Annotated in this window: 12 protein-coding genes; 2 read left to right on the top strand and 10 right to left on the bottom strand. The window is 43.4% G+C overall.

Annotated features, from left to right (window positions below; all coding sequences use genetic code 11):
* Window positions 1–76 precede the first annotated feature (76 nt).
* Both A9Z07_RS06675 and A9Z07_RS06670 read right to left on the bottom strand, forming a co-directional pair.
* Window positions 77–1,012 carry a hypothetical protein gene (locus A9Z07_RS06675; protein ID WP_005260009.1) on the bottom strand — a complete coding sequence of 312 codons (936 nt, stop codon included), beginning with the start codon at window positions 1,010–1,012 and terminating at the stop codon, window positions 77–79.
* Window positions 1,013–1,185: 173 nt separating this feature from the next.
* Window positions 1,186–2,805, bottom strand: a complete 1,620-nt coding sequence (locus A9Z07_RS06670; RefSeq protein ID WP_069577720.1) for a hypothetical protein — start codon at window positions 2,803–2,805, stop codon at window positions 1,186–1,188.
* 218 nt (window positions 2,806–3,023) lie between these two features.
* On the opposite strand from A9Z07_RS06670, the gene A9Z07_RS06665 reads away from it, so the two are divergent.
* Complete coding sequence (locus tag A9Z07_RS06665; protein WP_005260013.1) at window positions 3,024–3,362, top strand: hypothetical protein; 339 nt, start codon at window positions 3,024–3,026, stop codon at window positions 3,360–3,362.
* A 32-nt stretch (window positions 3,363–3,394) separates the two neighbouring features.
* Here A9Z07_RS06665 and A9Z07_RS06660 read toward each other — a convergent pair whose 3' ends face one another.
* The 7 genes from A9Z07_RS06660 to A9Z07_RS06630 all read right to left on the bottom strand — a co-directional run bounded on the left by A9Z07_RS06660 (window position 3,395) and on the right by A9Z07_RS06630 (window position 11,813).
* Complete coding sequence (locus A9Z07_RS06660; protein ID WP_005260015.1) at window positions 3,395–4,333, bottom strand: cation diffusion facilitator family transporter; 939 nt, start codon at window positions 4,331–4,333, stop codon at window positions 3,395–3,397.
* Between the two features lie 244 nt (window positions 4,334–4,577).
* A complete protein-coding gene (locus A9Z07_RS06655; protein ID WP_069577719.1) occupies window positions 4,578–7,745 on the bottom strand; it encodes an efflux RND transporter permease subunit in 3,168 nt (1,055 codons plus the stop codon).
* Complete coding sequence (locus A9Z07_RS06650) at window positions 7,735–8,970, bottom strand: efflux RND transporter periplasmic adaptor subunit (RefSeq protein WP_069577718.1); 1,236 nt, start codon at window positions 8,968–8,970, stop codon at window positions 7,735–7,737. The genes A9Z07_RS06655 and A9Z07_RS06650 overlap by 11 nt, the downstream gene beginning before the upstream one ends.
* Window positions 8,970–10,391, bottom strand: a complete 1,422-nt coding sequence (locus A9Z07_RS06645) for a TolC family protein (protein ID WP_069577717.1) — start codon at window positions 10,389–10,391, stop codon at window positions 8,970–8,972. Before A9Z07_RS06645 ends, A9Z07_RS06650 begins: the two co-directional genes overlap by 1 nt.
* A 53-nt stretch (window positions 10,392–10,444) precedes the next feature.
* Complete coding sequence (locus A9Z07_RS06640) at window positions 10,445–10,843, bottom strand: cation efflux protein, CzcI-like (RefSeq protein ID WP_205634332.1); 399 nt, start codon at window positions 10,841–10,843, stop codon at window positions 10,445–10,447.
* Window positions 10,844–11,024: 181 nt separating this feature from the next.
* Window positions 11,025–11,201: a hypothetical protein gene (locus tag A9Z07_RS17865; RefSeq protein ID WP_171258951.1), complete on the bottom strand. Its 177-nt coding sequence runs from the start codon at window positions 11,199–11,201 to the stop codon at window positions 11,025–11,027.
* A gap of 234 nt (window positions 11,202–11,435) precedes the next feature.
* Entirely contained in the window at window positions 11,436–11,813 is a 378-nt protein-coding gene (locus tag A9Z07_RS06630) for a cation efflux protein, CzcI-like (protein WP_227516935.1), read from the bottom strand.
* 168 nt (window positions 11,814–11,981) lie between these two features.
* On the opposite strand from A9Z07_RS06630, the gene A9Z07_RS06625 reads away from it, so the two are divergent.
* Complete coding sequence (locus A9Z07_RS06625) at window positions 11,982–12,674, top strand: hypothetical protein (RefSeq protein ID WP_069577714.1); 693 nt, start codon at window positions 11,982–11,984, stop codon at window positions 12,672–12,674.
* Window positions 12,675–12,774: 100 nt separating this feature from the next.
* Here A9Z07_RS06625 and ettA read toward each other — a convergent pair whose 3' ends face one another.
* Entirely contained in the window at window positions 12,775–14,436 is a 1,662-nt protein-coding gene (gene ettA, locus A9Z07_RS06620) for an energy-dependent translational throttle protein EttA (protein WP_004776096.1), read from the bottom strand.
* Window positions 14,437–14,603: the final 167 nt, after the last annotated feature.

Here is a 14,603-nt window from a genome sequence, read left to right as displayed (position 1 = left end):
GAATCCCCGTAGGGACGCCAAATTCTAAAAAGCCACTGCATTGACAGTGGCTTTTTTCTTTTCTACTTTTGCTTTCTTAATCTGTGCCAATACCGACCTGTACTTCCAAACGACCCGATTGCACGCGTAAACCACGAATCTCAAACTGATCAACCAGTTGCTGTACCAGTTCACGACTTTCTTGCAAAATATTCAAACCCGGCAAAATACTAAAATCAGTCAGACTTAATAGTTTATCGACCATCCACGAACGGTTATTAATGAAATCGATAAAGCCTGCTTCTTCCAGATCGATATACCACAGGCGATGACCTTCTTTCTGAATCCCGGGGACATCACGAATCAGATGATTAATCAGAAAAGGAATCGGTAAAGAATTAATCAGTTCAAAACTGGCATTGCCCACACGACGTGCCGCCCAGTTGGTGAGAGTCCCTCCATGACGAATTTGCAAATCAAGATGTTCATCGACCTGACGTAAGCGTAAATATTTTTCCTGTCCGATGCGGCATTCCAAGACATTAAATTCGAGTGAAAGCCGATATAAAAACCGATGGTAATGTCCATCAAGTTCAATATGAAAACGGTCATTGCCGCATTCAATTTTAATATCATCAATCTCTGAGCGATCCATGCGCTTGCGAATCTGGTTATTCAGCAGCATTTCTGGCAAGTATAAGGTAAGACTACTTTTGCCCAATGATGCTCTCGCCATCGCCAAAGCCACCTGACGTGCAGCCTCACTGGTTTCTGAGACCATATCTCGAACCGTATTGCGCATCCCTTCCACACCACGCTTGGTATGATGCGTTACCTGATCCAGCGCATCTAAAGCAGCATCCGCTACACCTGCGATATTGCGTGAGGTGTCACTGGCAAATTCAACGGCATCTTGTGCGTGTTGCAAGGTCTTATTGATGAGTCGACGTGATAATGATGGTTTCACACCAGATACCTCTGTATCTGCTGGCATAATATCGAACATCGCCTTTTTATCATCTTGTCGATTCAAGATGTTCTCCCTCTTCCCTTTCTTACTGGCTCATTTCTTATGAGCAATGATCTACTTTCTGAACTTATTCGACGTTTTTCTGTAGATTATCATGCCCTACAAGACAATTTGCGTATTTTTGTTGCACAGTCTCATTTATTTCGGCCACTGATTTATCTCCTGATCACATGGATTTAGTCATCATCTGGGTTCATTGGCGCTGCGGCTTGAATAGGTTGTAGTATCTGCGTTTGACTTAACCGAATACGCTTATACTGTTCCAATGCCAGCTCAATCTGTTGCACTTTTTGTTGGGCAGATGCCAACTCAAAATTCGGTAATTCTCGCAATGCCACCCAAGCCACCTGCATGTGCTCAAACGTATTGCCCTTTTCCAATTTGGGCCGCATCCAGCTCGCAAGATCCTGTACACGCTGCTGCACCTCAAACTGTAATGCAAATAATCCACTACTTAATGCGGTTTCATCTAATTGCAGACATAAAGCATGGATCTGTTTAAACAGGTAGTTCTGTTGTTGAAGATAAGGCGATAAAATTTCCGTATAAAACCAATTTGCAAAAGCCGTCATCTCAGTCACCACATGATCACGTTTGGCATATAGAGCATCGCGTTCTGGATGCTGTTTATCCAAACGCACTTCACCTAAATACGCCATCAAACCGTGTTGCAGAATGAGCTGAATCTTTTCAGAACATGTTGCATCTTTGCGTTGTGATGTGCGCTGCTGAAGCCTCTCCATCAATTGATCATATTGAGCAGGCTCTACCAATAATTCCAGAATTGTGGGCTGCTGTTGCATCAGTTGCCATAGAGACTGAAGTAATGAAGGGTCCTGCCTAAATGTAAGATGAGACAATTTTCCCAAAGAATGTTGTAAAGCATTCTGCATCGTCTTCGCCTGAGCCAAGCCCGCCAACACGCTGTGCTCGGTTAAAAGCTGTGGTGCGCTGGTGATCACCTCCTGACTAAAAGGTAGATGATATTCCCGCCCACCCCATATGCCATTTAATGTTTTTCCCAAAGCATTTAAGCTGCGCCCAACATCAGCCACCATAGTGGTTGCTGTCGCCCGCGTTTGTAGAATGGATTCAGGTAAGAGTAGGCTGACTGCCTGCTGCAAGATGTTCCGATATATTTTTTGATCAATCGGTTTTTGATATCGCGCCAGCAGATCAATCGCATATTCGATATCGCTGACCTGAGATTGATATTCGGGCTGATTACGCTTGAGTAAACATTGAATATACGCATAAAAAGCCACTTCATTAAATTGAGATGATTGTGCTGCGGCCCATTCAAAATACTCAATCGCCTGCGTATATTGCCCTGCACCTGCATAAGCCTTCGCAAGTGCATTGGCATGCGGTGCGCACGGATAATGCTGCTGAAAATAATTTAATAGCTCAATTTTCGGCGGCTGATCCAGACATTGATCCAGCTGACGTAAATAAGCATTGATTTGCTGTTGAGTCGGTTGTCGAACCACAAAATTAAGCTGATACATCAAGCATTGCTCATACCAGCCATATTTGCGTGCGTGAGCGCTATAAACCGCAATAAACTCGTCTTCAATGAGCTGAATCAACTGTGAGGCATAGACGATGTCTTCATTATTTTCATGATGAAATTTCCATTGCTTGGGCAAAGATATTTTTAAAAGCCGCAATAAAAAATTGGCGCTCAGATCCGGGCTTTCCGATGTCACCAGCATCAACTTATCTTGTGTAGAAAGATGCTGTGCTCCCTTCTGGATTCGGGACAAGCGTAACTTTAAAATTTTGGTGGGTAACATGCGTATCCTTTCGCATTATTCAGCCAACTCATCCAGCAAATTAACATGACTGTCGAAGCTTTTGCGACTAGCTTTAGACGAGCTGTAGCCCAATATTCCCAATCCTCATCACGAAGGCTCAGCGCCACAAATAAGTAAAGTTATGTATTTGAATCGCTCAGCATTTTTGCTTTTACATAAATTTCGCTAAAATGGACAAAACAGAATAGGAACCCTCTATGCAATACCGTTGCCCTAAATGCCAAAGCGTGAAAATTATGCCTGCGAGTCAGGGTGCCAACAGCCCGCGCCCGAATGTGCCAAAAAGTCTGGTGCTTTTAGTGCCTGCGATTTTTATCTTATTGTTTCTGGTACTGATCAGCATTGGGATGTGGATTTTCGGTAATGGTGCTGGACAAACCCTCCAAATCGCAACGGTTGTGGTTTTTGCAGTCTGTGTGATTGCAGGGGTTTTATTCTGGCGTGATCTTCCAGATTTCAAAATTTCGATGCAAGCCTTTATGCAAGCACAAAAGCATTGGAAATGCCGTGACTGCAACCATGAATGGCAGAATTAATAGCGCATCACAGCATTAATATTCACATCAGCCTAATGCTGATGTGAATGACCATGTTCCTCAGCATGTTGATGCGTATGTTCGCAATTCATTTCTGCATCATCTTCGATTTGGAGTGTCACCTCGGCAATACCATGTTCATGCGATAGCATCTCGGTTGCAGTACGATATAGCTGATTACGATCCGCATTCGGTGCAAACAAATGTACGGTCAGATGAATATTCTTTGAGGTAATCGCCCAGACTTTTAACTGGTGGATACTTTCCACCCCTTCGAGTGCCAGCAAATCATTGCGTAGTTTCTCAACATCAACTTCTTCTGGTACACCTTCTAACAGGATATTGATACTCTGTTTGAGTAAAATCCACGTTCTTGGCAAAACCCAGAAACCAATCGCAACAGCAATAATGGTATCGACCCAATACCAGTTGGTGAAATAAATAATCACCGCACCAATAATGACGCCGACCGAACCCAAAGCATCACTCAATACTTCTAAATAGGCACCTTTCATATTCAGGCTTTCAGAAGCACTCGACATTAAAATCTTCATCGAAATCAGGTTAATCACCAGACCGATTGAAGCCACGATCAACATGCCCAGACTCTGGATTTCAGGGGGTTGAGTAAAGCGCTGATACGCTTCATAAAGAATATACATCGCCACAAAAAACAGCATGGAAGCATTAAACAATGCCGCCAGAATTTCAAAGCGTTGATAACCAAAGGTTCGCTTATTGTCTGCTGGGCGTTTGGCAATCTGGATCGCTGCCAATGCAATGGCCAGTGCTGCTGCATCGGTAAACATATGCGCTGCGTCAGACAGCAGGGCCAAACTTTGTGTGATTAAACCTGCAACAAATTCGACAATCAAAAATGTTGTGGTCAGCACTAATGCAATCGTAAGTTTTTTGGCATTACCTTCAGTAACAACTGCATGACTATGGTCATGCCCTTGATGTCCACTCATGTTGGACTCCTTATAATTTTTAAATTCAACTTTCTTTCTACACTATCTCAAATCATCGATGAATAGGATGAATGAAGTGCAACGAATTGTCCTAAAATCTTTCTCTATCCGATCTCTAACCTACATTTACCATCGTGGTGGCGGCATGGATACCGCCTGTTGGTCTGCGACATCAAAGACATGCCGTCAGACCAACAAAGAATTTTTGTTACTTTTGATTCTTCAAAAGTAAATCCAAGACCTCTCACTTATAAATGTCTGATGAGTGCTCAGAGGACTTCTCATTCATCCAGCGATACACCACTGGCAAGATCAGCAAGGTCAATAAGGTGGATGAAATAATCCCGCCAATCACCACCGTCGCCAATGGACGCTGTACTTCCGCGCCCGTACCCGTGGCAATCGCCATGGGAATAAAGCCCAGCGACGCCACACAGGCCGTCATTAATACCGGACGCAAGCGTAATACGGCGCCATGCCATGTAGCATAATGAATATCAAATTGTTCTCTCAACTCCTTGATAAAACTCAGCATCACCAAACCGTTCAGTACCGCGACACCTGATAAGGCAATAAAGCCTACGCCTGCGGACATCGACAATGGAATATCGCGTAGCCACAGCGCAACCAAACCGCCAGACAAAGCAAATGGCACACCACTAAACACCAATAAACTCTCTTTAAAATTATTAAAGACTGCCATTAGCAGAATGAAGATCATCAGCAATGCGAGTGGCACAACGATTTGCATTCTGGCTTTGGCCGAAGCCAGATTTTCAAACTGACCACCATAGCCGAGCCAATAACCGCTTGGTAATTTTTGCTGTGCCAGTTTCTGCTGCATCTCACCGACGAATGAACCCAAATCACGGTCTCGAACGTTGGTGGTCACCACAACACGGCGTTTACCATTTTCACGGCTCAACTGTGCCAGACCCAAGATATTTTCAACTTTCGCTACATCTTGCAGTTTGATCAGACCACCATTCGGTAGCTGAATTGGCAACATCGCCAATTGCTGCGGGGTACGCATGACGTCATCGAGACGCACCACAAAATCGAAGCGGCGGTCACCCTGTAAAATCTGCCCAACACTTTGTCCACCGATACTCGCTGCGACCAAATCTTGAATGGATTTCACGGATAAACCATATTGCGCCGCGAGTGCATGATCAATATCAACATTGAGTAAAGGTAAGCCATCCGTTTGCTCGACCTTCACTTCACTTGAGCCTGTGATGGTCCGTAACGTTTGGGCAACTTTTTCTGCTTCTTGGTTCAATACCTGCATATCATCACCAAAAATTTTAACCCCGATATCACTACGCACGCCTGAAATCAGCTCGTTGAAACGTAATTCAATCGGTTGAGAAAACTCACTATTGTTGCCTGGAATTTTCTCAACATAGGCCAACATTTTAGTCCGCAACTCGTCTATGGTTTCTGATTTATCGGGCCATTGATCACGTGGCTTTAACAGCACGATTGCATCAGAAATATTGGGTGGCATCACATCGGTTGCCACTTCTGCCGTGCCTGTACGTGCAAAAATTGCCTTAATTTCAGGAAATTCTGCAAGTAACTGCTTCTCAACACTTTCCTGAATCTTGAGCGATTCCTCAATCCCTGTACTTGGTGCACGCATCAATTGTAAAGCAAAGTCTCCTTCGCTCAGTTGAGGTGCAAACTCACTTCCTACACGAGAACCAATCGCAGCCGTGAGTATCAAAATGGTCACTGCACCAGCCACCACCACATAACGAAAGGCATAGGCTTTATCTAGCAAAGCTTCATAATTACGTTTTAATGCAGCCATCCAGCGACTTTCTTTTTCTTTTACCTCACCCGTGACAAACAAAGCCACTGCGGCAGGAACAAAAGTCACTGATAAAATAATAGCCCCGATTAATGCCAATACCACGGTCATGGCCATTGGATGGAACATCTTCGCTTCCACACCTGCCAGTGCAAAAATTGGCAAATACACCACCATAATGATGATTTGTCCGAAAATCAGCGGACGTCTCGCCTGCTTCGCTGCCAAAAATACTTCAGTAAAGCGTTCTGAACGCGTCAATAATCGACCTTTATGATGCTGCGCCTCTGCCAACCGTCGAATACAGTTTTCGACAATCACCACCGCACCATCGACGATAATCCCGAAATCCAGTGCACCCAAACTCATCAAGTTGGCACTAATTTTCTGCTCAGCCATACCTGTCAGGGTAAACAGCATCGACAAGGGAATAATACAGGCGGTAATCAGTGCTGCACGGAAATTCCCCAAGAATACAAACAGAATCACAATGACTAGGATTGCGCCTTCAGTTAAGTTCTTGGCAACGGTCTTAATGGCTTTATCGACCAAATTACTGCGGTTATATACTGTTTCGATCACCACCCCTTCAGGCAATGAACGTTTGATTTCCTGCATTTTGCTATCTAATGCTTGGGCGATGGATTTACTGTTCTCGCCCATCATCATCATGGCGATCCCGAGTACAGTTTCTTCACCGTTATAGGTCGCGCCACCTGTTCTTAGGTCGTGCCCAATCGAAACCGTTGCGACATCAGCAACACGAATGGGTAAACCATTTTTGGTACTGACCGTGACATTTTCAATGTCTTGTACCGTCTTCAACATACCCGGAATACGAACAGTGAGTTGTTGACCATTTTCTTCAATAAAACCCGCACCGCGGTTTTCATTGTTTTCAGTTAACACCGTTTGCAGGTCAGTTAAAGGTATTTGCAACTGTTGCAAACGTTTTAAATCTGGAGAAACCACATAAGTTTTGTTGTAACCACCAATGGTATTGATCTCTGCAACACCAGGAACGCGTTGTAATTGAGGACGAATAATCCAGTCTTGAATTTCACGCAGGTCCATGGCTTGATAAGGCGTCCCATCTGCTTTTTTTGCATTCGGTTCAGCCTTGACCACCCATTGATAAATCTCCCCTAAACCCGTTGAGATCGGTGACATTTGTGGTTCAATGTCATCAGGCAAGGCACTTTTGGCCTCTTGTAAGCGTTGATTGATCAGTTGACGCGCCCAATAGATATCGGTGCCATCTTTAAAAATCACCGTGACCTGAGATAAACCATAACGGGAAATCGAACGCGTCTGCTCCAAGTTTGGAATACCCGACATGGCATTTTCGATCGGATAGGTAATCCGTTGCTCAACTTCAGGTGCAGTAAATCCACCTGCCTGACTGTTAATTTGTACTTGAACGTTAGTAATGTCGGGAACAGCATCGATTGAAAGCTTTTGATAGCTATAAATTCCGACGCCAATCCATGCCACAACAAACAGCATGACCCAAATCGCATTGCGAATGGAAAATTGAATAATACGATCAAAGAGGCCTTCCGCAGGTGGAAGCCCCAAATTATCTTTAGTGTCCATGCTCAGCCTCTCCTTTCTCAATCTCAGATTTCAAAAGGAAACTGCCCTGACTGACATATTGCTGTTTTTCAGTCAGGCCTGATTGAATTTCGACCCACAGTCCATCACTTGAGTAATTACCGAGCTGTACTGGCGTTGGGGTGAAATGCAATTTATCTTTTTCTTGCTTGGTCACAAAAACTGTTGCTTTGCCCTCGATCTGCTGAATCGCGGCTTTGGCAACACGCAGGACCGGCTTTTTATCCGCACCATTCAATAGCACATTGACCATCAAATTTGGTCGTAGTTCTTTGGCGGGGGTCAGGACTTTGGCACGAACTTGCAAACGACCCGTTTGTGTATCTGCAGCTGTGGTTAAAGTCTGAATTTGTGCTTTAAAAGTATTGCTGGTTTGCAGAGATTTGAACTCGATCTGCTGATTTGGTTGTACATTGATGTTATTGACGCTTGGTAAAATAAATTCAATCCAAAGCTGATCTAATTGATCAATCACAAACAATTGCTTATCTGGAGTAATCTGCTCACCCACCACAATATCTTTCAAGCTGACAACACCACTTAACGGTGCGGTCAATACATAACGTCCCTGACTTCCACTGGATGCGCCTAAAGCAGATAAACGACTACGGGCTGCTTGTACCTGAATCTGGGCTTGGCGATAAGCATTATAAGCACGTTGATAATCCTGACGGGCTGAAACACCTTGTTCCCAAAGCTGCTTTTCACGCTGATAATCTTGCTGAGCAAGCGTTAATGCCTCTTGAGCAATACTTAAATTGGCTTGCTGATCCACCAGATCTGGAATAAACAAAGTGGCTAAAACCTGCCCTTTCTTCACTTGTTCGCCGAGTGCAGCATTGACACTTTCTACACGCCCAGCAAAAGTTGCCGAAACATGGGCTTGCTGATCGGTATTGGTCACCAGTTTCGCAGGATAGGCATATTGCTGCCCCACCTCTCCAACACCGACCTGAGCCAGTTTAACGCCATATTCCATCATTTGTTTTGGGGTCAGGTTTAAGCTGCCTTCCTCAGTTTCATCCGCATGTCCAGCTTCACCTTCAGTATGACCTTCTTCGCCTTCGGCATGACTATCGCCTGCTGCAGCCGCTTCACCACTGGCTTTGTTCTTGCCAGTAAAAAATAATAATGCGCTGAGGACTAAGCCTACAACCACAACCAGAATGACCCAAAACCACTGTTTCTTAGATTGATTCGTCGACATTATTCTGCTCCTACAACAGCGGGAAGGTTACTGGTCTCTTTCCAAAGGTTTTGATTGATCTGATTTAAGGCATCGCTTGAACTCACCACACCAGGTTCTATACCCAGTGCCAGACTCTCTGCCTCAATCTGTTTCTGCCATGCACTTTTAAGTAACTGCACTTTATTTAGGCGTTGCTCTTGCAGTTGCATGGTGGCTTGCTGTACATCGGTAATGGCATATTTACCCACTTTGAAACCGAGCAGCATTTTTTCCTGCACCGTTTCAGACAATGGAATTTGTCGCTGATTCACCAGATCAAACTGTTGTTTCAGGCCAGCTAACTCTGCACTTAAGGTCTGAATGGCATTTAGGTTTTGTTGCTTATAAAACTGTTGCTGCTTGACCAGCAAATCCTGTTTGGCGTTGGCAATGCGCAATGAATATTGTTGGCGATTGAAAATATTCAATGGGATATCAATACCGACTCTGAACTTGTTATCTGTTGAATTGGTTTCCGCACTTTTGCTTTGCACCATGCCTAAATTGACCGTCGGATTTGGTCGGTTAGAAACTTTTAAATAATCAATATTGGCTTTTTGTCGCACAATATCGAGCTGAATCGCTCGCTCAAATAAGTTGTTCTGCACATAAGCTTGCAAATCTTTTTGTTGTGGCCAGACATTGCTTGCCTGAGCAGAGAAATGATTGTCCGTACTACCCCATAAATTTGCCAGTTGACGCTTTGCTGTCGCCAGCGCCAGTTCGGTTTGCTGAAATAACCGTTGATTTTCAATATGTGCCATCAAGGTACGGTCTAAATCAACCTGTGCAATACTCCCCGCCTGAAGTCTTAAACGTGTCGCATCCAAAGTCGCCTGACTGGTTTTTAGCTGTGCCCGAACAACGTCATGCTCTAGCTCAAGAACCACGACTTGTGACCACAGATATTTCACCGCTAATTCGAGTTGCGCATCGTATAACTCTTGATTCAGACCAACTTGGGAGGCTTGCACATCAGCGAGTTTCACCGCTGCGCGACGTTCGCCAAAAACATCAAGCTTTTGTGAAAGACCAAATTCCAGTTCCTTATCTTTACCTGAGCGAAAATCAGTTTGCTGAATCGAAATACTGGGATTTGTCCATAAACGTGCTTGTTTAACATTGGCCTCGGCAATGCTTTGCTGGGTTTGCCAGACACCAATACCCGCCTGATGCTGTTTCACATCTTGCAAGACTTGTTCAAAGTTCACATTCCGCTGTGCCACTGAAGTTGAAGCCTGATTGGCATCAAGCAAAGACGCTGCTGTTGCAGACTGGCTAAAAAGCACAGCTGTTAGTGCAAATGCTAACGCTGACCATTTGAATGAGGATGAATGCGCATGATTGTCTGATGCATTTTTTTGCAATGCATAGATACGCTGATTTAAATTTAAAGACATATAAAGCCCCGCAAATATTAAGGTTGCGGTGGGCTATTTTTCGGCTACCCCACCTATAGCGGGGTCAATACAGGGGGCGGATTTAATCCAGAAAGATGTGGAGACTGATACGAGTTAGACCAGTAATATTTTTGTTCTGCCTGATGCATCCGTAAAATCGGTTCATCCAGTTGTTGCTGGGCTTCAGTTACCACCACATGGAAACAGGAAGGCAAGTGATCATGATGATCCTGCAAACTTAAAGGCATCGGCAAATCAGAAGCATCTTGGTCGACAACAACTACATGCTGATCAGAAACTTGAGACTTTTCTGGGACATGATGTCCAAAATGATTGAATGAACTGTACTCGCCCGACTTTTCATGCGCACAAAAAGCTGCCGCCACATTCCAGAAACCCTGAAACATGAACAAACTCAGCAAGACGGTGATGAAAATAGTAGAACGACGCAAAGTTTACTCTTTAAACAAAAATTGCTCGGATGAACTATAGCAAGTAAAGCAGATGTAATAAAATTACATGTTCTGATTTAGCTACAAAATCTCAGCTTAAGGCGAAATCATCATATGATCACAGCTTAAAAGCAGGAAACGACCAAACTTATTCAGCCGCTTCCATTCCCATTAAAATTAATTACTTACACGACTGTTTACACTGCCTGTGCTCAATATGATTTTCTAGCTTGGCTTTGGCTTGTTGCTGAGCCTGTAGATTCTTTTCCAGAAAAATCAAACCACCATCTGCATTGGCCCAGCTTGCTGAAACCAATAAAACCAAAGCACATACTGCTGTATTTAATTTAAAAGACATAACATTCACCTTATTTAAATCTGTGGATTCATGCTCCATTTCCATCATTTAGAAATAGAGTGAGGGTGAATTCATCTTCAATAAACGCTTGATTCAGAAACAGCTTGGAGATGCTAAAAATCTCAAGAATGCACTGGTGATCAATACACATTCGAATCTTTCAAGCGTTTCATTAAGGACAAACAACCCATTGAAATAGATATATTTCTAGTGAGTTATTTTGGGCTACCTCACCTATAGCGAGGTTAATATCGGAGGCGGATTTAATCTGGATAAGTGCGGCGACTGGTAAGCGTTAGACCAGTCATAATTGTGTTCGATCTCATGCGACCGCAAAACAGGGACATTCCAAGATTGCTGGGTTTGCATCACCACCATATAAGAACAAGATGGTAAATGATCATGATGATCTTGCAAATTTAAAGATGAGGCGACATTTGCATTATCCTGCACAGTAGAAGATGAATGCGTTGCAGAACCATGATTCTTTTCAGGAGCATGATGCCCAAAATGGTTGAGTTCACTATACTGGCCCGACTTTTCATGCGCGCAAAATGCTGCCGCCACATTCCAGAAACCTTGGAACATGAACAAGCTTAGCAAGAGGGTCATAAAAACGATCGAACGTTGCAACAGCGCACCATTACAGTAAATTGCACAAAGGCACTATAGCAAGCGATGCCAATGTAATAAAATTACAAAACAATGTTCGGTCAATTTAAGACTGATTTAAAAAAGTTTTTTCTTTAGAAAAATGAATTTCTGATTTGAGTTCCCATAATGCATAAATTATTTTCTGCCCTGATTGCTGTCGCCTGTTTAAACTTGAGTGCTTGTGCTACGACATTGCTTTCACAGGCACTTCCCAATGAAACCACACGAACCGAGACCATCACTTTAGCAAAAGATCAAATCCTTGCTTTAGGTCAGGCCGTTCAGAATCAGCAAGAACAAGGTATTGTTTTTATAGGTCAGGATTTCAATTATTTAATGACCGATGGTAGCGCCGAGCTGTCCAAATTACTACATGCGATTCCTGCAGATCAACGGAGTCTGACTAGTCCTTCCCCACTGGTACTGACGATGGATGATCCGAGTCATTTTCATGGCGTATTACAGATTCGTTATAACACACGTATGGTAGATTTAAATGACGCGCAAAAAGATCTATTAAAGTCTCTAGGCTTTAGACAAAATTTTAATATTATTCACAATCAACAGACAGCACCTTATCCGTATATCAATATTTTCTTCAAAGGCCAACTCTATCAAACACAAGAAACTAAAAAGGTTGAGAAGACACTGGCGCAACCTTATCCAATTATTCTGCAACAGGAAAATAAAATTACCAAAAAGCATCCTGTGAAAAAGGCGACCCGCATGGTGCTGTATCCATTTGCCATGACTTTCGATGTGATTACCGTTGTTCCATCACTGATGTGGTCTGACTTACGTGGTGAATTTAATAATTAAACGTCGAGTATTGGCTTTTTTATATACCCTGCTGATCTACCCGATTTTTAATGAATATAAAAAAACCAGCTTTCAGGCTGGTTTTTTTATTCACGGAAGATTAACCCGTAATTTTTTTGTATTTTGTACGTTTTTGAGATGCATCATCACCTAAACGTGACTGACGGTAAGCTTCATATTCTGCATAGTTACCTGTGTAGAATTCTGGCTGCTCGTTCTCAAACGACAAGATATGCGTTGCAATACGGTCAAGGAACCAACGGTCATGCGATACCACCATGACTGTACCTGGGAATACAAGAATTGCATCCTCAAGTGCACGTAAAGTTTCGATATCCAAATCGTTCGATGGCTCATCCAGTAAGATCACGTTTGCGCCCATCTGCAAGATCTTCGCAAGTTGTAAACGGTTACGCTCACCACCTGACAATTCACCTACACGTTTTTGCTGATCTTGACCTTTAAAGTTAAAGCGGCCGATATAAGCACGTGATGCGATTTCATAATCACCAATTTTCAGGATATCTAAACCGCCAGAAACTTCTTCCCAAACCGTTTTGTTGTTATCCAAGGTGTCACGAATCTGACCTACGTAAGCCACTTTAACTGACTCACCTAAAGTCACAGTACCCGTATCTGGTTGCTGTTCGCCAGTCATCATACGGAATAAAGTGGTTTTACCCGCACCGTTTGGACCAACGATACCCACGATCGCTGTAGGAGGTACAGTGAAAGTCAGGTTTTCATAGAGTAAGCGACCATCGAATGATTTACTGATCCCTTCCACTTCCACAACTTTGTTACCTAAACGTGGACCAGGTGGAATGTAGATTTCAGATGTTTCATTACGTTGTTGGAATTCTTTAGAGTTAAGCTCTTCAAAACGTTCCATACGCGCTTTGTTTTTCTTTTGCTGGCCTTTGGCATTTGAACGAACCCATTCAAGTTCTTTTTTCAATGCTTTAGCAAAAGATTCTTCTTGTTTCTGTTCCTGCTCTAAACGGGCATTCTTTTGTTCCAACCAAGAAGAATAGTTACCTTGGTAAGGAATACCATGTCCACGGTCAAGTTCAAGAATCCACTCAGCCACGTTATCCAAGAAATAACGGTCATGCGTAATCGCAACGATTGTGCCAGGGAAATCTTTCAAGAAACGTTCTAACCAAGATACTGATTCAGCATCCAAATGGTTCGTTGGTTCGTCTAGAAGCAACATGTCTGGCTTAGAAAGCAATAAACGGCACAATGCAACACGACGACGCTCACCACCTGAAAGCAATGATACATCGGCATCCCACGCTGGAAGGTTCAATGCATCAGCAGCAATTTCAAGCTGGTTATTGAGGTTGTGCGCATCCCATGCATGGATGATTGATTCTAATTTTTCTTGCTCTTTCGCAAGCGCATCAAAATCAGCATCTGGTTCAGCATATTCAGCAAAAACCTGATCAAGGCGTTCTAAAGCGTCAAGTGCTTCACGTACACCATCTTCAACGTTACCACGAACGTCTTTAGTTGGATCAAGTGGTGGCTCTTGTTCTAAGTAACCGATTTTGATTCCTGGTTGTGCACGAGCTTCACCTGAGAAATCTTTATCTACGCCAGCCATAATACGGAGAAGGGTTGACTTACCTGCACCGTTCAAACCAAGCACACCAATTTTTGCGCCTGGGAAAAATGATAAAGAGATGTCTTTTAAGATTTCGCGCTTCGGCGGAACCATTTTAGACACTCGGTTCATCGTATAAATATATTGGGCCACGCAGGACTCCTCAATTGAAAAACCAGTACATCGCAAATAAGCGAAAAAATATCTGGCATATTATACGCTGAAACCCCATTGACTTGAAGTTAAGTTGGCATTTGTTTGGCTTCAACAAAGGATTTTCTTTTTCAAGACATTACAGGCCTGAATGATTTACAGCGGAT

This window comes from Acinetobacter sp. YK3, assembly GCF_001729365.1.
In the GTDB taxonomy this organism is placed as follows: Bacteria; Pseudomonadota; Gammaproteobacteria; order Pseudomonadales; family Moraxellaceae; genus Acinetobacter; species Acinetobacter vivianii.
This window is presented reverse-complemented; position numbering and strand designations above follow the sequence as displayed.

What these genes read in the sequence shown, in the direction of transcription:
- A9Z07_RS06670 (WP_069577720.1), bottom strand. Translation starts at nt 2,805, where the DNA reads ATGTTACCCACCAAAATTTTAAAGTTACGCTTGTCCCGAATCCAGAAG.
- A9Z07_RS06665 (WP_005260013.1), top strand. Translation starts at nt 3,024, where the DNA reads ATGCAATACCGTTGCCCTAAATGCCAAAGCGTGAAAATTATGCCTGCG.
- A9Z07_RS06660 (WP_005260015.1), bottom strand. Translation starts at nt 4,333, where the DNA reads ATGAGTGGACATCAAGGGCATGACCATAGTCATGCAGTTGTTACTGAA.
- A9Z07_RS06655 (WP_069577719.1), bottom strand. Translation starts at nt 7,745, where the DNA reads ATGGACACTAAAGATAATTTGGGGCTTCCACCTGCGGAAGGCCTCTTT.
- A9Z07_RS06650 (WP_069577718.1), bottom strand. Translation starts at nt 8,970, where the DNA reads ATGTCGACGAATCAATCTAAGAAACAGTGGTTTTGGGTCATTCTGGTT.
- A9Z07_RS06645 (WP_069577717.1), bottom strand. Translation starts at nt 10,391, where the DNA reads ATGTCTTTAAATTTAAATCAGCGTATCTATGCATTGCAAAAAAATGCA.
- A9Z07_RS17865 (WP_171258951.1), bottom strand. Translation starts at nt 11,201, where the DNA reads ATGTCTTTTAAATTAAATACAGCAGTATGTGCTTTGGTTTTATTGGTT.
- A9Z07_RS06630 (WP_227516935.1), bottom strand. Translation starts at nt 11,813, where the DNA reads ATGACCCTCTTGCTAAGCTTGTTCATGTTCCAAGGTTTCTGGAATGTG.
- A9Z07_RS06625 (WP_069577714.1), top strand. Translation starts at nt 11,982, where the DNA reads ATGCATAAATTATTTTCTGCCCTGATTGCTGTCGCCTGTTTAAACTTG.